Origin of the sequence: Floridaenema aerugineum BLCC-F46 (genome assembly GCF_041929345.1) — a bacterium.
Taxonomy (GTDB): domain Bacteria; phylum Cyanobacteriota; class Cyanobacteriia; order Cyanobacteriales; family Aerosakkonemataceae; genus Floridanema; species Floridanema aerugineum.
In genome coordinates this window covers 42,555-65,657 of record NZ_JBHFNQ010000193.1, presented here as the reverse complement: position 1 = coordinate 65,657, position 23,103 = coordinate 42,555, and the positions used below count along the sequence as shown (strand labels likewise).

Annotated in this window: 3 protein-coding genes (2 of these 3 running past the window's edge); all 3 read right to left on the bottom strand. The window is 42.7% G+C overall.

The genetic code is table 11. The annotated features are described in order from the left end of the window. The coding region annotated (locus tag ACE1CC_RS24640) for a non-ribosomal peptide synthase/polyketide synthase (RefSeq protein ID WP_413273080.1) crosses the window boundary (this coding region is incomplete at its 3' end): on the bottom strand, nt 1-17,077 show 17,077 of its 23,387 nt. The annotated region extends 6,310 nt beyond the left edge of the window. Next, the gene (locus ACE1CC_RS24635; protein ID WP_413273081.1) at nt 17,074-21,690 is read right to left on the bottom strand and encodes an amino acid adenylation domain-containing protein; all 4,617 of its coding nucleotides are present in this window, start codon (nt 21,688-21,690) and stop codon (nt 17,074-17,076) included. The genes ACE1CC_RS24635 and ACE1CC_RS24640, both read right to left, overlap by 4 nt. Then, nucleotides 21,690-23,103, bottom strand: partial view of a MupA/Atu3671 family FMN-dependent luciferase-like monooxygenase gene (locus tag ACE1CC_RS24630; RefSeq protein WP_413273079.1) — the final stretch only. Its footprint extends 4,970 nt past the window's final position; the window shows 1,414 of its 6,384 coding nt (coding positions 4,971-6,384); its start codon lies beyond the right edge, outside the window; its stop codon occupies nt 21,690-21,692. The genes ACE1CC_RS24635 and ACE1CC_RS24630 overlap by 1 nt, the downstream gene beginning before the upstream one ends.

Genomic DNA, 23,103 nt, shown 5'->3' with positions numbered 1-23,103 from the left:
TTTTGCCGTTAGGCGTTAAAGGCAAGGTTTCCAGTAGCACAAAAGCACTCGGCACCATATACTCTGGTAACTTCGCTTTCAAGTATTGCCGCAGTTCATCAATTGTTGGTGTCGCCCCAGTTTCGGTGGTAATGTAAGCAACTAGGCGTTTATCTCCCGGATTATCCTCACGCGCTATCACAACAGCGGCTTGGACTTCAGGATATTGACTTAAAACTGCTTCGATTTCGCCCAACTCAATGCGGAATCCCCGAATTTTTACTTGATTGTCAATCCGTCCCAAGTATTCAATGTTGCCATCAGGTAAATAGCGTGCTAAGTCTCCCGTTTTATATAGTTTGGCGTTGTCAAAGGGACTGTCTATGAACTTTTCTGTTGTTAATTCTTTCCGGTTGAGGTAGCCTGTGGCTAATCCTACACCGCCAATGTGCAATTCTCCTGGGACTCCTACTGGTACTGGTTGCAGATATCGATCGAGAATATATATTTGAGTATTGGCAATTGGTTTTCCGATCGGTACTGTGTCCAGTGACGAATGCCGATCGCATTCCCAGTATGTCACATCGATCGCCGCCTCTGTTGGCCCATAAAGGTTGTGTAACTCACACCCCAAACGCTCAAAGAATTTGGTTTGCAAGTCCACACTCAACGCTTCCCCACTACAAATCACGCGCCGCAAACTCTCACATAATGCTAAGTTTGGACTCTCCAAAAATACTTGCAGCATGGAAGGCACAAAATGCAAGGTAGTCACTTGCTGTTGAGAGATCAGATTCACCAAATACTCAGAATCACGATGTCCTCCTGGTTTAGCAACCACTAAACGACTACCATTAAGCAGAGTCCAGAAGAATTCCCACACTGAAACATCAAAGCTGAAGGGTGTTTTTTGCAACACTACATCATCTGTTGTCAATTGGTAAGCTTCTTGCATCCACAACAGACGATTGCAAATTCCCTTGTGGGTATTCATCGCACCTTTGGGTTGACCTGTGGAACCAGAGGTATAAATGATATAAGCTAAGTTTTCTGGTGCAACGTTCAAGGGTAGATTATCTTGATTGAAGTGAGAAATTGCTTGCCAGTCGGTATCCAGACAAAAGATTTGGGCGTTATGTTCGGGTAGAGAGTTCAGTAATTTCTGTTGTGTCAGCAGCACTGTTACAGATGAGTCACTCAGCATAAAGCGTAAACGATCTGTTGGATATTCTGGATCGAGGGGAACGTAAGCGCCACCTGCTTTGAGAATCCCCAGTAGTCCGATTACCATTTCTGTTGAACGTTCTACACAAATCCCTACAGGTGTATCTGCACCTACACCTAATGAGCGCAAATAATTTGCTAATTGATTGGCGCGATCGTTCAATTCCCGATATGTTAGTTGTTGATTCTCAAATACTACTGCTAGTGCATTCGGTGTTTTCTCTACCTGTTCTTCAAACAACTGATGCAGACATTTATCTGTCGGGTAATCAGTTTGAGTATTATTCCATTCGGTTAACAGTTGATGTTGTTCAGCTACCGTTAACATTGGTAGTTGAGAAATCGGCATTTGGGGATTGGTAACAATGGCTTCTAGCAAGGTCACAAAATGACCCAACATCCGGCTGATTGCACTATCATCAAACCGATTGGCATCGTAGCTTACCTTCAGAAACAATTGTTCTCCAGGTCCAACTACAATTGTCAAAGGATAATTTGTTTGTTCGATCGCTCGGAAATTAGAGAACGAAAAGTTACTATTGTCTTCTAAAAGAGTACTATCCGTTGGATAATTCTCAAACACTACAATGCTATCGAACAAAGAAGTACCTCTAGGTACATCACTAAATCCTTGAATCTCCACCAAGGAACTATAAGCAAATTGTTCCGACTCCACCAGTTGCGCCTGTAAATCTTTTAAGAGTCCCAACAATTGAGTATTTTCAGTAAATCGAACGCGCATTGGCAAGGTATTAATAAATAACCCTACCATCGACTCGACTCCATTAATAACTGGCGGACGACCAGAAACAGTCGCGCCAAACACTACATCAATCTCTTGAGAATAGCGAGACAGTAACAAAGCCCAAGTCGCCTGCACTAAATTAGAAAGCGTTAATTGATGTTTTCGGACAAAAGAATTAGCATAAGCTGTTGCTGATAAACTTAACTCAATATGTTGTTCCCCATAACTAGCCAAGCCATTTTCCCGATGCGATAAAGGTTTATCCACCATCAAAGGAGTTGGCGCACTAAAATTGGCGAGTTTTTGTTGCCAAAAAGCTTGAGATTGAGCCACATTTTGTTGCTGTAGCCAAGCAATATAGTGTCGGTAGTTGAGTGAGGGTTGACGATCGAAAGATTTGTCGGTCAGAATAACTTCATAAAAATCCCAGAGGTCTTTCAAAACCAAAGGTAAAGACCAGCCATCTAGCAATATATGATGAAAACTCCAAACAAATTGGTAACTATTTTCTGACTTTTGAATCAGATATAAACGCATCAATGGTGCTTGGGAAAATGAGAAACCCTGCTGGTGTTCTGAATCAAGAAATGTTTCTAATTGCTGTTGCTGCTCCACCGCTGATAAATCGCGCCAATCATAAGTAGCGACATTAATATTAACTTCTCGAAAGACAACTTGTAGAGGTTGGTGTAAAGATTCCCAAAGGAAAGCTGTACGGAAAATTGAATGATGCACTACCACTTGTTGCCAAGCTTGCTCAAACGCCGACACATTTAAGTCTCCGGTTAAAGTGCAACTGAGTACTTCAACATATACGCCAGAGTCAGGCGCATACAAACTTTCAAACAGCATCCCCTGTTGCATTGGTGATAGGGGGTAAATATCTTCTACATTTTGCCAATTAGTTAATGGAAGTTTGGCTAATACTCGATCTAATTCTGGTTGCGTGAGTTTGATTAAGGGGAAGTCACTGGGAGTGTAACCACCATTTTCTGGTGATAAACAATGAGCGATTAACTCTCGTAAGGTGGTGACAAAATCTGTGGCAATTTTCTCGATCGTACTAGAGTAATGCAAATTGCTGCTGTATGTCCAATCTATATGCAGTCGTTCGTTGGTAATAATGGCGTTTATATCCAGCAAATGAGAGCGTAAATTTTGCAAACAGGAGTAGTTTCCACTCGATTCATTCGCCAATTGTAGCAGAGAAGATTGATTGAACAACTGACTAAATTGACCTAAATAATTGAAGCTAATCTCGGCTTCTTTTAGGTTTTTAATTTGACTCTGGATGTCTTGATTCTCAGATAAATAACGCAATAGTCCATAGCCAATTCCTTTGTTGGGAATCGATCGTAATTGTTCCTTGACTGATTTTAAAACCTCTCCTAAATTCAGTTTATTGGTGTTTTCCAGTTGCATTACTACCGGGAAAATAGTGGTAAACCAACCCACCGTTCGGGATAAATCTACACCTTCAATAATATCTTCCCGCCCATGTCCTTCTAAGTTGAATAACACAGAGTTTGAGTTAGTCCATTTGCTCAAAACCAAGACTAAAGCTGTCAATAAGACATCATTAATCTGAGTTTTATATGCTTTCGGGACATCTTGCAACAATGCTTGAGTTTCAACTTCACTTAACGATACAGATACATTCTGAGCCGAAGCAATTGTGTTTTCTCCTTGGTGATAGTCTACAGGAATAGGAGAAACAGAGGTGTAAGATTCTCTCAACCAATAAGCTGTTTGGGAACTTAAAACATCCGTTCGCGTCAGCGTGCCGTAGGCGTATTGAGCATAAGTGCTTAATTGTTGAACCCATGCCTTGAAAGAGGTAGTTTTTGGTAGTAATTGAATTGCTTGATTTTGACTAAGTTGTTGGTAAGCTGTCTGGAAGTCTTCTAATAAAATCCGCCAAGATACACCATCAACTACCAAATGGTGAATTACTATTAGTAATCTTCCTTCTTTGTTTTCTCCCCCTTTGAAATGGGCGACTTGAACGAGATTTTCTTCTAAATTCAAACTTGCTTGTAAAGTATTAGCAGTGCTTTCGATCGCATTTTGCCATTCGCTCTCACTAACTGTAGATAAGTCAAAGCTTGAAAGTGTAATCCGCTGATTTGGTGTAGCGTGCGTCTGTTCCCAACCTGATTCTGTTTGAGTAAACCGTAAACGCAAAGCATCGTGATGGATCAACAATTGTTCCCAAATTGGTTCTAAGTGTTCGACTTGGAAATCAGCGGGAACTGTAAATATCCATGATTGATTAAAATGGTGCGGGTTGGTTAAGTTCTGCTCAAAAAACCACTGTTGTATTGGTGTAAGTTTAACTGCACCTGTGACTGGTTCTTGTGCGATTTGAATTGCTTTGCTTGTCTTGGCGACGGCAGCTAATTGAGCGATCGTTTGATTTGTAAATAACTGTTTGACACTCAGTTCTAATCCTGCTTGTCTTGCTTTAGTGATGATTTGAATGCTGAGAATGGAATCGCCACCGAGTTCAAAGAAGTTATCATGGATGCCGATTTGTTCTACTCCCAAAACTTGTGTCCAAATCTGGGTGAGTGTTTTTTCTTCTGGGGTGCGGGGCGCAACTAGTTTGACTTCAATTCCCGATCGAGATTCTGGTATTGGTAAAGCCCGTCTGTCAACTTTCCCGTTTGGTGTGATTGGTAGCGCTTCCAGAATTACAAAAGCACTGGGTACCATATATTCTGGGAGTTTGGCTTTCAGATATTGCCGTAGTTCGTTGGTTGCAGGTGTTGCTTCGGCTGGCGCTACGATGTATGCTACTAAGCGTTTATCTCCGGGTGTGTCTTCGCGGACGATCGCCACCGCAGTTTGGACTTGAGGATGTTGACTAAGGATAGCTTCGATTTCGCCCAATTCGATGCGGAAGCCGCGAATTTTCACTTGATTGTCAATCCGTCCCAAGTATTCGATGTTGCCATCGGGTAAGTAGCGGACTAAATCCCCAGTTTTATAGAGGCGAGAATTTGGGTCATTGCTCAAGGGATTGGCAATGAACTTCTCATTAGTTAATTCTGGGCGGTTCAGGTAGCCTCGTGCTAATCCAGCACCACCGATGTGTAATTCTCCTGGTACACATACTGGGACAGGTTGTAGATATTGGTCAAGGATGTAGATTTGGGTGTTAGCGATTGGGCGACCAATTGCCACAGTTGTTGCACTTAGGGGTAAATCTTCTACCAAGTACCATGAGGAAAAGGTAGTATTTTCCGTTGGCCCATAGACATGAAGCAGTTGTTGCGGTCTACCTTTGTCGAGTACCTCTCGCACCCAGAAGGGATCTACCGCTTCTCCCCCAAATAGTAGATATCGTAACCCGCTAAATGCTTGTGGTACTTCTCTGGCTAACTGATTGAACAAAGCTGTGGTTAAAAATAAGATGCCGATCTGATTTTCTCTCAGACTAATTGCTAATTCTGGCGGAGACAGCAAGACTGATTTAGTAATAATGACTAACTTGGCTCCGTTGAGCAATGCTCCCCAAATTTCAAAAGTCGCAGCATCAAAAGCAATATTCGATGCTTGAGCAATTCGGTCATCAGCTGTTATCTGGATATAGTTGGTATTTTTGACTAGCCGATTCACCGCCTGATGAGTAACTATAACTCCCTTGGGAGTTCCTGTAGAACCAGAGGTATAAATTACGTAAGCTAGATTTTCTGCACTGACTCTACTGTGGAGATTTTCTTGACTTGCTTGGTTAATGCTTTGCCAATCGCTATCCAAGCAAACGACAAGGGCTTCATGTTTGGGAAGAGAATTTACTAAGTTCTCTTGGGTCAAAAGAACTTTTACCCCAGTATCACTAAGCATAAAGCTTAAGCGGTCTTGGGGATAGGTTGGGTCTATTGGGACATAAGCGCCACCCGCTTTGATAATGCCCAGTATTCCTACAACCATTTCGATCGATCGTTCTACACAAATTCCCACTAACACATCTGCACCTACGCCTAATGAGCGTAAATAATGTGCTAATTGATTCGATCGCTCATTCAATTCCCGATAAGTCAATTGTTGAAAATCAAATACCACTGCTACAGCATCGGGTGTCTTCTCCACCTGTTGTTCAAACAATTGATGGATACATAAAGTAGCTGGATAGTCAGTTTGAGTATTGTTCCACTCAGTTAACAGTTGATGTTGTTCAACTGTGGTTAACATTGGTATTTGGGAAATTGGCGTTTCGGGATTGGCGACAATGCCCTCTAGCAGTGTGACAAAATGACCTGTCATCCGAAGAATCGTACTGCCATCAAATAAGTCGGTGTTGTATTCCCACAACCCCACCAGTCCATCTGGGGTACTCTCCATTGCTAAAGTTAAATCAAATTTGGCGATCGCATTTTCGAGTTCGAGCAAACTTAGGGTTAACCCACCCAGTTCTAAGTCGGATACAGGTGCATTCTGGAGGACAAACATCACCTGAAATAGCGGGGTATGGCTCAGATCCCGTTCTGGTTGTAAAGCCTCCACCAACATCTCAAAGGGCAAATCCTGATGTGCGTAAGCCCCTAAAGACACCTCTCGCACTCGATCGAGCAGTTGGGCAAAACAGGGATTATTTGATAAATCTGTCCTCAACACTAAAGTGTTGATAAAAAAGCCGATTAACCCTTCGATTTCACTTTTGTTCCGGTTGGCAATGGGTGAACCGACGACAATATCTGTTTGTCCACTGTAGCGGTAGAGTAAAGTATCAAACGCTGCCAACAAAGTCATAAACAGAGTTACCCCTTGTTCTTGACTTAGTTGGTTCAATTTTTCGGTAAGTTCCGCAGACAGGGTAAATTGTTGATGTGCGCCCACAAAGGTTTGCACTGCTGGTCTGGGGCGGTCTGTGGGCAGTGATAATATTGCTGGTGCATCAGCCAGTGATGCAAGCCAGTAACTTAATTGGCTTTGCAGAACTTCACCTTGCAACCAATTTCTTTGCCAAATCGCAAAGTCAGTGTATTGAATGGGCAGCGGACTTAATGGTGATGGTTGACCTTGAGCATAAGCATTGTACAGTGCCGTTAGTTCTTCCACAAATACACCGATCGACCAACCATCAGAAACTATGTGGTGCATACATATCAACAAGATATGTTCGGTTTCTGACAGCGTGACTAATGTGGTTCTGAGTAAGCAATCATTTGCCAGGTCAAATGGTGCATTGGCTTGTTGTTGCAGTAATTGTTCTATTGTTGATAAATTTCTGCCATCAACGATCGATAAAGTCCAACTCGTTTCACTGTGAATGATTTGTCTGGGTTGCCCATCAACTGTCAGGAAATTGGTTCGTAATGCCTCATGACGCTGGACAATTTCTCGGAAGCTTTGTTCTAAGGCGGCTACGTCTAAGCTTCCGACCAACCGTAATGCGGCTGGGATGTTGTATAAGGCACTATTCGGTTGAAACTGGTCAATAAACCATAACCTAGTTTGGGCATAAGAGAGCGGTCGATCGCTATTGTTGTCTCGCTTGACAATTGGTGGCGAACTGAGTTGTAAATTCTGCTGCTGTAACTGCCCAATTATGGGAGCTAATTCTGCAACTGTGGGTGCCGCAAACAAACTCCTTAGTGGCAGTTCTACTTGAAAGTGGCTGCGAATCCGGGACATTAGTTGGGTGGCGAGTAAGGAATGTCCTCCTAGTTCAAAGAAGTTGTCATGAATCCCGACTTGATTTAGTTTGAGTATTTGTCCCCACAGGTGAGTCAGGATTTCTTCGATCGGTGTGCGAGGGGCTTGATACTTGTCTTTTTGTATACCTTGGTAGTCGGGAGTGGGTAAAGCGCGACGATCGAGTTTGCCACTCGGAGTTAAGGGCAAAGTCTCCAATAACACAAAAGCACTCGGCACCATGTATTCTGGTAGCTTCGCTTTCAAGTATTGCCGCAGTTCGTTGCTGCTGGGGGTTGCTGACGGTTGCGCTGTGATGTATGCTACTAGGCGTTTATCCCCAGGTGTGTCTTCCCGAACGATCGCCGCAGCCGCTTGGACTTGGGGATGTTGACCGAGAATGCCTTCTATTTCACCCAATTCAATGCGGAAACCACGAATTTTTACTTGATTGTCAATCCGTCCCAGGTATTCGATATTACCATCTGGCAAGTAGCGGGCTAAGTCTCCAGTTTTATAGAGGCGAGAATTTGGTTCATTGTCGAAGGGATTGGCGATGAACTTTTCATTAGTTAATTCTGGGCGGTTCAGGTAGCCTCGTGCTAAGGAAACACCGCCAATGTGCAATTCTCCTGGGACTCCGATTGGTACTGGCTGGAGTTGTGGATCGAGGATGTATATTTGGCTGTTGGCAATTGGACGACCGATGGGCGGTAGTAGCGACCAACTCTCCTGGGAATTACTCAAGGTAAAACTGGTAACTGCATGACTCTCCGATGGCCCATAATGATTGTGCAAAGTGCAGTTACTTAGCCGACTCAACCACTGGGTAATTGCTGGTGTCATCTGTAACTGTTCCCCGGCTGTAATGATTTCCCGCAACTGCATCGTTGATGTCCGATCGATCGCTACTTCTGCTAGCTGTTGTAAGCCGACAAAAGGTAGAAACAGTCTCTCTACTGCCAGTTCTTCGAGTAAACCTAATAAAGCTAAAGGTTCCCGGCGTATTTGTTCACTAATCAACAGCAATGTCCCGCCATCACTCCAAGTTGAGAACATTTCTTGGCAGGAAACATCAAAGCTAATCGGCGCAAATTGTAGGGTTTTGCTTCCTGGAGAAATGGTGCTATTTTCTACTTGCCAATGGATCAGATTCACCAAGGGTCGGTGATTCATGGCGATGCCTTTGGGTTGTCCTGTGGAACCAGAGGTATAAATTAGATATGCGATGTTCTCCGGTTGGACTTCACTGGTGGGATTTACCGGACTGTGCTGCGAAATCACTGCCCAGTTAGTATCTAAGCAAACTAAGTGTGCTAGATGTGTAGGTAGAGACGTTGTATACAACGTCTCTACGAATTGTTGTTGAGTCAACAGCACTGAAACTTGGGAGTCTTGGAGCATGAAGTGTAATCGCTCACTCGGATACCCCGGGTCTAGAGGGAGGTATGCTCCTCCTGCTTTGAGAATACCCAACACTCCCACTACCATTTCCAGGGAACGTTCTAGACAAATCCCTACAGTTACATCTGCGCCTACACCTAATGAGCGCAAGTAATTTGCTAACTGATTGGCGCGATCGTTCAATTCCCGATAAGTTAGTTGTTGTGCTTCAAACACTACGGCTATGGCTAGTGGTGTTTTCTCCACCTGTTGTTCAAATAACTGATGCAGACATTGCTCAACTGGATAATTCGTTTGAGTATCGTTCCACTCGACTAACAGTTGATGTTGTTCCGATGAAGTTAACATCGGTAATTGAGAAATCTGCGTTTGAGGATTGGCGACAATGCCTTCTAGTAGTGTGACAAAATGACCTGTCATCCGAAGAATCGTACTGCCATCAAACAAGTCTGTGTTGTACTCCCACATCCCCACCAGTCCAGTAGGAGTACTCTGCATTGATAAATTTAAATCAAATTTGGCGATCGCATTTTCGATCTCTACTGGTGTTAGAGTTAACCCACCCAGTTCTAACTCCGGTAGAGGTGCATTTTGGAGGATAAACATCACCTGAAATAGAGGGGTATGGCCGAGATCCCGTTCTGGTTGCAAAGCCTCCACCAACATCTCAAACGGCAAATCCTGATGGGTGTATGCCGCTAACGACACCTCCCGCACTCGATCGAGTAAAGTCGCGAAACTCGGATTATTGGATAGATCTGTCCTGAGTACTAAAGTATTGACAAAAAAGCCAATTAACCCTTCGATTTCACTCTTGTTCCGGTTGGCAATGGGTGAACCGACGACAATATCTGTTTGTCCGCTGTAGCGGTAAAGTAAAGTATCAAATGCTGCCAACAGAGTCATAAACAAAGTGGTTCCTTGTTCTTGACTCAGGATTGTCAATTTCTGGGTTAATTCCGCAGACAGGGCAAATTCTTGATGAGCACCTTGATAAGTTTGCACTGCTGGTCTGGGTCGATCGGTCGGGAGTGCTAATAGAGGTGGCACATCTGCGAGTTGATCTTGCCAGTAACTTAATTGGGTTTGCAGCACTTCACCTTGCAGCCAATTTCTTTGCCAGATGGCAAAGTCGGTGTATTGAATTGGCAGCGGACTTAATGGTGATGGTTGACCTTGAGCATAAGCATCGTACAGTGCTACCAGTTCAGCCACAAACACACCGATCGACCAACCATCACTGACTATGTGGTGCATACACAAGCTCAAAATGTGTTCGGTGTCAGACAATGCGATTAATGTGGCTCTGAGTAAGCAATCATTTGCCAGGTCAAATGGTGCATTGGCTTGTTGTTGCAGTAATTCTGCTAACGCACTTTCTGATTCCTGGTTTGATAAATCTCTCCCATCTATTATTGATAATTTCCAGTTGGCTTCTTCATGAATGATTTGTGTGGGTTGCCCATCAACGGCAATAAAATTGGTTCGTAATGCCTCATGACGCTGGACAATTTCTCGGAAGCTTTGTTCTAAGGCGGTGACACAGAGGGTTCCTTCCAAACGTAGTGCGGCTGGGATGTTGTATAGGGCACTATTTGGTTCCAACTGGTCAATAAACCACAACCGGGTTTCGGCAAACGAGAGCGGTAGGTCGCTATTGTTGTCTCGCTTGACAATTGGTGGCGAACTGAGTTGTAAATTCTGCTGCTGTAATTGCTGAATTATTGGTGCTAACTCTGCAACTGTAGGTGCTGCAAACAGACTCCGCAAAGGCAGTTCCACTTGGAAGTGACTGCGAATCCGGGACATTAGTTGAGTTGCGAGTAGGGAATGTCCCCCTAATTCAAAGAAGTTGTCGTGAATCCCGACTTGATTTAGTTTGAGGATTTGTCCCCACTCTTGGGTGAGGATTTCTTCTATCGGCGTGCGGGGTGCTTGATATTTGTCTTGTTGAGTCTGAAAATCGGGTGCTCTTAGGGCGCGACGATCGACTTTGCCACTGGGAGTCAGGGGGAGGGTTTCGAGAATTACAAAAGCACTTGGCACCATGTACTCTGGCAACTTCGCTTTCATGTATTGCCGCAGTTCGCTGCTTGTCGGTGTCGCTGACGGTTGCGGTGTGATGTATGCGACTAGGCGTTTATCTCCGGGTGTGTCTTCCCGGACGATCGCCACCGCTGTTTTGACTTGGGGATGTTGGCTTAATACTGCTTCAATTTCGCCTAATTCAATGCGGAAACCCCGAATTTTTACTTGATTGTCAATCCGTCCCAGGTATTCGATATTACCATCAGGTAAATAACGGGCTAAGTCTCCCGTTTTATAGAGGCGGGAATTCGGTTCATTGTCGAAGGGATTGGCGATGAATTTTTCACTGGTTAATTCGGGTCGGTTCAGGTAGCCTCTAGCTAAGGAAACACCGCCAATGTGCAATTCTCCTGGGACTCCGATTGGTGTTGGCTGGAGTTGTGGATCGAGGATATAGATTTGGCTGTTGGCTATGGGGCGACCGATCGGTGGTAGTAACGGCCAACTTTCTCCTGTCTGATTTAGGGTATAACTAGTTACTACATGACTTTCCGAAGGCCCATAATGATTGTGCAAAGTGCAGTTACTTAGCTGATTCAACCACTGAGTAATTGCTGGTGTCATCTGTAGCTGTTCCCCTGCGGTAATGATTTCTCGCAACTGCACCGCTGATGTCCGATCGATCGCTACCTCAGCTAGCTGTTGTAAGCCAACAAACGGGAGAAATACTCGCTCGATCGCTTGTTCTTGCAGTAAATTTAATAAAGCTACAGGTTCGCGGCGTATTTGCTCAGTAATCAACAGCAATGTGCCACCATTACACCAAGTTGAGAACATTTCTTGGCAGGAAACATCAAAGCTAATTGGGGCAAATTGTAGGGTTTTCGCTCCTGGAGAAATCGTGGTTTGTTGTTGTTGCCAAAGGATCAGATTCACCAAGGGTAGATGATTCATGGCTACGCCTTTGGGTTGACCTGTGGAACCAGAGGTATAAATTATGTATGCTAAGTTTTCTGGTTGGACATTACAAATCAGATTCGCCGGACTGTGCTGCGAAATAACTTGCCAGTCCCTATCTAAGCAAACTAAGTGTGCTGGATGTTGAGGTAGAGACGTTGTATACAACGTCTCTACGAATTTCTGTTGCGTCAACAACACTCTAACTTTTGAGTCTTCGAGCATAAAACGCAAACGCTCAACTGGATATTCTGGATCTAGGGGAACATAAGCGCCGCCTGCTTTGAGAATTCCTAAAACTCCCACTACCAGTTCCAGGGAACGTTCCACACAAATCCCTACTGGCACATCTGCACCCACACCTTCATAGCGCAAATAATGTGCTAACTGATTTGCTCTATTGTTCAATTCTCGGTAAGTCAGTTGTTGATTCTCAAATACTACTGCTACTGCATCGGGTGTTTTTTCTACTTGTTCTTCAAACAATTGGTGGAGACATTTATCGATCGCCTCATTTGTTTGAGTATTGTTCCATTCAATTAATTGCTGTTGTTCAGTTGCAGTTAAGATTGGTAATCGGGAAATTGGTGTTTGAGGATTAGCGACAATTGCTTCTAGCAGTGTGACAAAATGACCTGTCATTCGCTCAATGGTGTTGCCATTAAATAAGTCGGTGTTGTATTCCCACCACCCCACTAATCCATTTGGGGTACTTTCCATTCCCAAACCTAAATCAAATTTGGCGATCGGATTTTCTACCTCTACAGTCGTCAGCTTTAATCCATCTAAATCTACTAAAGATACAGGTGCATTTTGAAGCGCAAACATCACCTGAAACAAAGGTGAATAGCTGAGGTTGCGTTCTGGCTGCAATGCTTCTACCAGCATTTCAAATGGCAAATCCTGATGGGTGTATGCTCCTAAAGATACCTCTCGCACTTGATTGAGTAATTTGGTGAAACTCTGATTATTGGATAGGTCAGTTCTGATTACTAAAGTATTAATAAAAAAGCCAATTAACCCTTCAATTTCTTGGTGATTGCGGTTGGCAATGGGTGTGCCCACCACAATATCTGTTTGTCCGCTGTAGCGGTAGAGTAAAGTATTAAATGCTGCGAACAAAGTCATAAACAAAGTTACCCCTTGTTCTTGACTTAGTTGGTTCAATTTTTGGGTTAGTTCAGCAGACAGGGCAAACTGTTGATGTCCACCAACGAAGGTTTGCACTGCTGGTCTGGGTCGGTCTGTGGGAAGTGATAATAAAGCTGGTGCATCTGCAAGTTGATTTTGCCAGTAACTTAATTGAGTTTGCAATACTTCACCTTGTAGCCATTGTCGCTGCCAGATAGCAAAGTCTGCGTACTGAATGGGCAGTGGGTCTAATGGTGAGGGTAAATCTTGAGTATAAGCATTGTATAGTGCTGCCAATTCTGCAAGTAATACACCGATCGACCAACCATCAGAAACTATGTGGTGCATACATATCAACAAGATATGTTCGGTTTCTGAGAGTGCGACTAATGTGGCTTGAAGCAAGCAATCATTTGCTAAATCAAACGGTTCAATTGCTTTTTGTTGCAGTAATTCTAATGCGGCAGTTTCTTGTTGATTTGTGGATAAATCTTTGAAGTTAACAACCGATAATTTCCAGTTAATTTGACTCTGAATAATTTGATTTGGTTGCCCATCAAGAGTAATAAAATTAGTGCGTAATGCTTCGTGGCGCACCACAATTTCTTGAAAACTTTGTTCTAAAGTAGCAACACAAAGAGTTCCTTCTAAACGTATTGCAAAAGGTATGTTGTATAAACCACTATTGCTTTCAAATTGGTCGATAAACCACAACCTTGTTTGAGCAAATGACAGTGGTAAATCGTTATTGTTATCTCGTTTAACAATTGGTGGCGCACTCAGTTGTAAATTTTGTTGCTGTAATTGTTGAATTGCTGGGGCTAATTCAGCTATAGTGGGTGCGCCAAATAGACTCCGCAAAGGCAATTCTACTTGTAAATGGTTGCGGATGCGGGAAATTAGTTGGGTGGCAAGGAGTGAATGTCCTCCTAGTTCAAAGAAGTTGTCGTGAATCCCAACTTGATTTAGTTTGAGGATTTGTTTCCAAGCTGTGATGAGGATTTCTTCTACTGGGGTGCGGGGGGCTTGATATTTGTCTTGTTGTTGGGTGTGGAAATCTGGTGCGGGTAGGGCGCGACGATCGATTTTGCCGTTTGGTGTCAGGGGGAAGGCTTCCAGAATTACGAAAGTGAACGGCACCATGTACTCTGGAAGCTTGGATTTCAGGTATTCTCGTAGTTCGTTGTTTGTGGGTGTTGCTTCTATTTCAGTTGTGATGTAAGCGACTAGGCGTTTATCTCCTGGTATATCCTCTCGCGCTATCACGACAGCGGTTTGGACTTGAGGATATTGACTTAAAATTGCTTCGATTTCGCCTAATTCAATACGGAAGCCACGTATTTTTACTTGATTGTCAATCCGTCCCAAGTATTCGATATTTCCATTCGGTAAATACCGTGCTAAATCTCCGGTTTTATATAATAATTTTGAATTTTCAAAAGGATTGGCGATGAATTTTTCATTAGTTAATTCTGGTCTGTTAAGGTAGCCTTTGGCTAATCCAGCACCACCTATATGTAATTCTCCTGGTACTCCAATGGGTACTGGCTGGAGATATCGATCGAGAATGTATATTTGAGTATTAGCGATCGGACGACCAATAGATTCTAAACTATCTTGAACACCAGCAATGCTAGCGTCAGCTTCTACTCTGGAAATCGTTGACCAAATAGTAGTTTCCGTTGGCCCATACACATTCCACAAACACTGGCTTCTCTCCAAAAGTGCCACAGCTAAATCATGAGTTAACGCTTCACCACCACAAAGAATTTTTAACTGTTGATTGCCTTGCCATCCACTTCCTAAAAGTAACCGCCAAGTCGCCGGAGTTGCTTGCATAATTGTGACACCAGATTGCAGCAACTTCTCGGATAATTTTGTCCCATCAGCACTTTGTTCGCGAGGAAGTAAGACAACTTGAGCACCGACAATTAATGGCAAGTAAAATTCTAATCCGGCAATGTCAAAACAGATGGTGGTAACTGCCAAAAGAATGTCTTTGGCATTGATGCCTACCTCCTGTTTCATTGAGTAGAGAAAGTTGGTGAGACTAAAATGTGAAATTTGAACGCCTTTGGGCTGTCCTGTCGAGCCAGATGTATAGATTATATAAGCTAAGTTTTGTGTCGAAACTTGATTAACAATATTATTTTGATTTTGCTGGGCGATGATTTCCCAATCTGCATCTAAGCTGATGAGATGAAGGTCAATTTTAGGTAGTTGAGTTATCAATTTTTCCTGTGTCAAAAGTACTGACACTTGGGAATTAGACAACATAAAAGCTATACGTTCTGTGGGATATTCTGGGTCAAGGGGAACGTAAGCTCCACCTGCTTTAAGAATTCCCAAAAGTCCGACTAACATTTCTAGAGAACGTTCTACACAAATCCCGACTAGCACATCTGCACCTACACCCAAAGAGCGCAAATGATGTGCTAACTGATTCGATCGATCGTTCAATTCCCGATAAGTCAATTGTTGATTTTCAAACACCACCGCTATTGCATCTGGTGTTTTTTCTACTTGTTCTTCAAACAATTGATGGATGCAATTATTTGTCGGATAATTAGTTTTTGTATTATTCCATTCTATTAAAATTTGATTTTGTTCAACTGCGGTTAATATTGGTAGTTGAGAAATTGGCATTTGAGGATTAGCGACAATAGCCTCAAACAGAGTCACAAAATGACCCAACATCCGGCTGATTGCCCTATCATCAAAACGATTCCCATCGTAACTCAACCTGACTAACAATTGTTCCCCAGGTTCAACAAAAAGTGTTAGCGGATAATTAGTTTTTTCAATAACCTGAACATTTGAAAGCGAAAAATCACCTTTGTCTTCGAGTACAGAACTATCTACTAAATAGTTCTCGAAGATTACAATGCTGTCGAACAAAGAAGTACCTCTAGGTACATCACTAAATCCCTGAATTTCCACTAAGGAACTATAGGAAAATTGTTCTGAGTCTACAAGTTGTACCTGTACATCTTTCAACAAACTTAAAAGTTCGGTTTGTTCTGAGAATTTGACGCGCAAAGGTAAGGTATTAATAAATAACCCTACCATTGACTCGACTCCTGCGATCGCAGGCGGACGACCTGAAACAGTCGCACCAAATACCACATCATTTTCTTGAGAATAGCGAGACAGCAACAAAGCCCAAGTTGCCTGCGCCAAATTAGCAAGTGTTAATTGATGTTCTCGGACAAAAGTATTAGCATAAGATGTTGATTCACGACTTAACTCAATTTCTTGTTCTTTATAATTAGGTGAGTTATTTTCCCGTTTGGATAAAGGTTTATCCACCATCAAAGGAGTCGAAGCACTAAAACCTTGGAGTTTTTCTTTCCAATAATCTTCAGCTAATTTTCGATCTTGTTTCTGTAGCCAAGCAATATAATTTCGGTAATTGAGTGCGGGTTGATAAGTTAAAGTTTTTCCTTGGGAGATTGCTTGGTAAAAGTTCAATAAGTCTTTAAACACCAAAGATAAAGACCAACCATCAAGCAATAAATGATGATGACTCCAAACAAATTGGTAAGTATTTTCCTTACATTGAATTAGATGTAAACGCATTAATGGCGCTTCGGAAAAGGAGAAACCTTGCTGTTGTTGAGCATCAAGAAATACTTGTAATTGTTGTTGCTGTTCTTGTGCAGATAATCCTCGCCAATCGAATGTTTCGATCGCCACATCCACTTGTCGATATACTATTTGTGTCGGCTGGCTGACACGCTCCCATAAGAATGCTGTACGGAAAACTGAATGTCTCGCTACTACTTGTTGCCAAGCTTGCTTAAACGCTGACAGATCTAGATTTCCCTCAAAAGTGCAAACTACCTGCTGAAAATATACTCCTGAGTCGGGAGCATACAAACTTTCAAACAGCATCCCTTGTTGCATTGGCGATAAGGGATAAATATCCTCAATATTTTGCTTGTTAGTTTTGTTAGCTTCAGGTTTCATAGATTTTCTAAAATTTGATCTAGTTCTAGTTGGCTAATTTGTGCTAAGGGGAAATCACTAGGAGTAAAACCAGCGTTTTCCGGTGATAAACAATGGGCGATTAACTGTTGTAAAGTGGAGACAAATTCTTGGGCAATTTTTTCGATCGTGCTGTGTTCATGCAGGTTGCTACTGTATATCCAATCAATTTGCAGCTTGTCGTTGGTAATAATAGCATTGATTTCGAGTAAATTAGAACGTTTGCCTTGTAAATTTTGGCTGTTTCCACTCGATTCCTTTGCCAATTGTAGCAGAGAAGATTGATTAAACAACTGACTAAATTGACCCAAATAATTGAAGCAAATTTCGGCTTCTTTTTGGTTCTTTATTTGGCTTTGGATGTCTTGAGCGTCAGTTAAATAACGCAATATTCCATAGCCAATTCCTTTGTTGGGGATCGATCGTAATTGTTCTTTGACTGATTTTAAAACCTCTCCTAAATTCTGTTTATTGGTGTTTTCCAGTTGCATTACTACTGGGAAAATAGTGGTAAACCAACCCACAGTTCGGGATAAATCTACACCTTCAATAATATCTTCCCGTCCATGACCTTCTAAGTTGAATAACACAGAGTTGGAGTTAGTCCATTTACTCAAAACCAAGACTAAAGCTGTCAATAAAACATCATTAATCTGGGTAGAGTAAGCTTTCGGAACATCTTGTAAGAGCGATCGAGTTTCGGCTTCATTTAACGACACAGATATATTCTGAGCCGAAGCAACTGTGTTTTCTCCTTGGGGATAGTCTACAGGAATGCGCGAAACAGAGGTGTAAGATTCCCTTAACCAATAAGCTTTTTCGGATTTTAAAACATCTGATTTAGCATAATTGGTTAACTGTTGCGCCCAATTTTGGAAGGAGGTTGTTTTCGATGGTAATCCAATTGCTTCACCTTGACTTAGTTGTTGGTAAGCTGTCTGCAAATCTTCTAATAAAATCCGCCAAGACACACCATCGACTACTAAATGGTGAATTACTATTAGTAATCTTCCTGGTTGCTTTTCTCCTAATTTAAAATAGGCGACTTTAACAAGATTTTCTGCCAGATTTAAACTCGCGTGTAAGGAGTTGGCAGTGCTTTCAATGGTAGCTGTAATCTCGCTTTCTGGAAGATTGGATAAGTCAAAATAGGAGATGGCAATTTTATCAGATGGAGTAGCATGAATCTGTTCCCAACCTGATTCTGACTCGATAAAACGCAAGCGCAAAGCATCGTGATGTATCAGTAGTTGTTGCCAGATTGGTTCTAAAAGTTCGGGTTGGAAGTTAGATGGTGTTGTGAGCAAAAATGCTTGATTAAAGTGGTGTGATTCAACCAAGTTTTGCTCAAAAAACCATTGTTGAATCGGGGTTAATTCTACTTTTCCGGTGACTAATCCTTGTTCGATTTGAGTTACTTTACTAACACCTGCAACTGCGGCTAATTCAGCAATTGTCTGATTGGTAAATAGTTGTTTGACACTCAGTTCTATTCCTGCTTGTCTTGCTTTGCTAATGATTGAAATGCTGAGGATGGAATCGCCACCGAGTTCAAAGAAGTTATCGTGAATGCCGATTTCTTCTACTCCCAAAACTTGTTGCCAAATAGTTGCTAGAGTTTCTTCGGTTGCGGTGCGAGGATGCACTACAATGTTTTCCATTCCCGATCGCATTTCTGGCATGGGTAGGGATTTGCGATCGATCTTCCCATTTGGTGTTAATGGCAGCGCTTCTAGGAACACAAAGGCACTCGGCACCATATAATCTGGTAACTTGGCTTTGGTGTGCGATCGTAATTCGTTGATTGTAAGTTTCCCCTCTGTTTCGGCTACGATGTAAGCCACGATCCGTTTATTCCCTGGAATATCCTCCCGAACGATTACCGCAGCGGCTTGCACTTGGGGATGCTGGCTCAAAATCGCTTCGATTTCGCCTAACTCAATGCGGAAGCCACGAACTTTTACTTGATTGTCAATCCGTCCCAAGTATTCAATGTTGCCATCGGGTAAGTAACGAGCTAAGTCTCCAGTTTTGTAAAGTCTTGGGGGTAGAGACGTTGTATACAACGTCTCTACAGCTTCGTTTTTTGAGTTGTTAAAGGGATTGGTGATGAATTTTTCATTAGTTAATTCTGGTCGATTCAGGTAGCCTCTGCCTAATCCCGCACCACCTAGATGTAATTCTCCTGGGACTCCAATTGGTACTGGTTGACAATATTCGTCGAGTATGTATACCTGGGTGTTAGAAATTGGGCGACCGATAACACATTGTTTGTAAATTTGCGGTTGGCAATTCCAGAAAGTTGAATCGATACAAGCTTCTGTAGGGCCATAGAGATTGTACAAATTCACATCTAGCTTACTCAACAAACTTTCTTGCAGAGCCACTGGCAAGACTTCACCGCCACAGAAGATGTCTTTGAGGGATTGACAAGTTTCGATTCCTCCCTGCTCTAAAAGCATAAGCAGCAAAGATGGCACAAATTGAACCCTATTTACCTGCTCTTGGGCAATTAATTTTAACAGGTAAGCCGGGTCAGCATGACCTCCAGGTTGAGCCACGATCAACTGTCCGCCTACTATTAATGGAGCATAGAATTCCCATACCGAAGCATCAAAGCCAAAGGGCGTTTTTTGCAACACTTTGTCTTTTTCTGTCAAGGGGAATGTGGCTTGCATCCACATTGTATGGTTGCAAATATTACTGTGACAAAGCATTACCCCCTTTGGTTGACCAGTGGAACCCGATGTATAAATTACATAAGCTAGGTTTTCTGGTGCAACGTTCAGAATAGGATTATCTCGATCGCACTGACTAATAACTTGCCAGTCACTATCCAAACAGACAAGGCGTGTTTGATGTTGAGGTAGTGTTTGATGTTGAGGTAGAGACGTTGTATACAATGTTTCTACAAATTTGTGTAGAGTTACTAACACCGCAACTTGAGAGTCTGACAACATAAAGCGCGATCGCTCAATGGGATAATCTGGGTCTATTGGGACATAAGCTCCACCTGCTTTGAGAATACCCAAAAGTCCTACTACCATTTCGATCGATCGTTCCACACAAATACCCACCAGCACATCTGCACCCACACCTAATGAGCGTAAATAATGTGCTAACTGATTCGATCGCTCATTCAATTCTCGGTAAGTCAATTGTTGATTTTCAAACTTTACCGCAACTGCATTTGGGGTTTTTTCTACTTGCTCCTCAAACAACTGATGCAGACATTTATCAGTGGGAAAGTCAGTTTGAGTATCATTCCACTGGACTAATAACTGATGTCTTTGGACACTATTAAGTAGAGGTAATTCCCGTAAATATTGTTTTGGATCGCTGACAACTGCTTGGAGCAAAGTTTGGAAATGACTTAGCCAACGTTCAATGGTGTCTGCATTAAATAAGTCGGTATTGTAATCGCATTCAATCAATAGCTCACCCGCCATCTCTGTCACATTTAAATGCAGATCCCGGTCTTTAAAGTTAATGGCTTGAGGATATAAACTAACCTCTAGACCAAAAACCTCTGGTGGAGTAGTATGTGGCTCTAAATTAAAGCTGACACTAACTAAGGGAAGGCGACTGTTGTCTCTTGGTAGATTGAGTCGATCGATCAATTGAGCAAAGGGGTAATCTTGGTGTTCGTAAGCCTGCAATAAAGTACCCCGCATTTGTTTGATATATTCTGCAAATGTAGGATTACCCGACAACTGACTACGAATTGGTAAGATATGGGTGCAGTAGCCAACTATCCCGTCACTGCCATTCATCGATCGACCAGAAGTAGGAACCCCTATGATGATGTCGTCTTGTCCTGTTAGTCGATGAAATAACGTTGCATACACTGATAGCAGAGTCATTAACAGAGTGCAACCCTGTTTGCGACCGAACAGTTTGAGGCTGTTAGTTGCTTCAGTATCAAACTTAATGGTTTCTCGATCGCCATTGTAGGTTTTAATCGGTGGACGAATGCGATCGGTGGGTAATTCTAATACAGGAGGTGAGCTTAGTTTATCCAACCAGTATGATTCATGAGCTTTCATCTCCTGCGACTGGATCTGCTCATTTTGCCAGTTGATAAATTCTCGAAATTGTGTTGGGCGATCGTAATCGCAAACTACCCCTTGACACTCATCTGAATACAGCTGCATTAACTCTCGGAAAATAACTCCTAATGACCAGCCATCAACTACGATGTGATGGGCGCTCAAAACTAATATATGGAGTTCTGGTTCTAACTTCAGGATATACAGACGTACTAGCGGACCCTTTTCGAGGTCGAAGAGTTTTTGGCTTTCCTCGCGAAAGAATGCAGCTACTTGCTCATCGCGTACACAATCTCCACCACTAAAGTCTAATACAGGATAATCGATTTCGACCGAAGGTAGAATTGCTTGCACATCCCCTTCTGGACTGATTTTTGTCCGTAGAGACTCGTGACGATCGACTACTTTCTGTATTGCTTTGCTCATTGCCTTTAGGTTCAAAGTACCTCGCAATAGCACCGTTGAATGTTCATTATAGGCAACTGAGCTATCTTCACCCATCTGGGCTAATGTCCAGAGTTGCTTTTGGGCTTCAGTTAGGGGAATTAACAGGGGGTTGGGGGTTGGGGGTTGGGGAAATTTTCTTCTTCTTCCCTAACCCCTAACACCTGACCCCTAACACCTTCTTCTTCCCTATTCCCTAATTCTTGACATATCTCTTTGAGAGTATTGAGGTGGGGTAAGTTTTCTAGTACTAACTTCTCATCTACACCAAAGTCGATAAAACAGGCGATTTCGTCAACGCCGATCGATCGCAAATCCTCAATTACTTGGCGACAAGAATCAGGAGTACCAATCAACGTACCTGTCTGTACATAACGTTTATAAGTCGTGGATAAAAGAAAGTCCCTATCTTCCTCCGTGAGTCGATCGAAATCAGCTGGCATACCTTGGCTTTGAAACATATTCTGCAAAAGCCCCATAGAGGTTTTCAGATAATTTAAGAAGGGTTCTTTTGCTTGCGATCGAACTTGCTCTAAGTCAGCACCAACGAAGGTATGCAGTAATACAGTCACCTTTCCCGCTTCTGCTTTGTAACCATGCTTAGTCAAAGATTCCCGGTAAAGAGCTATATTGTGGGCTAAATCTTCAATAGATTGCCCCAAAAAATTAGTTAAAATGCCTGCACCAATTTCTCCTGCCTTGATGTAGTTATTTGGATTTTTGACAATGGTAATCCAAATCGGTAACTTAGGCTGCATCGGCTGTGGGTAAGTCTTGACCCTAATCTGTTTTCCAGTCCCATCAAGCACCTCAACAGATTCGCCTTGCCAAAGTTTCTGGACAGTGGCAATTTCTTGGTACATTAGTTCCCGATGTTTGCCAAAAGATTGGGGAGCAAAGACAAAATCATTGGGATGCCAACCGGAGGCAAAAGCAATACCAACTCTGCCTTGAGAAAGATTATCAACCACTGCCCATTCTTCGGCTACTCGAATTGGGTGATGCAGGGGTAAAACGACACTACCAGAACGTATTTGAATGGTTTGAGTTTCCCTAGCTAGTGCAGCCGCAATTACGGAAGGATTTGGCGAAAATCCGCCAAATTCATGAAAGTGACGTTCAGGAATCCAAATTGCTGTAAATCCGTGACGATCGCCAAACTTAGCCCCTTCAAACAACAGATTATACTTATTTTTCCTAAATTCTGCTTCGTAACTACCGAAATAGTACAAGCTAAATTCGATAGATTTTTGTTTGTTGGAACTAGTTTTTAACTCCAAATTAGATGGTGTATCTGGATGCTTTTCGCCTTCATGTAGAGACGTTGCATGTAGAGACGTTGCATGCAACGTCTCTACAGTTGTCTGGCTAACGGTTGCCCTGTTGTGTCCTCTGTCTGACGTAGGTTCAGAGGACACTGGCTGCTTTTTTGCGGGTATAAAACCTCCTTGACGCAGTTGGGCAACGCTATCCTTGATTACTTCAACAAATCGAGAAAGATCCTCATCGGTATGC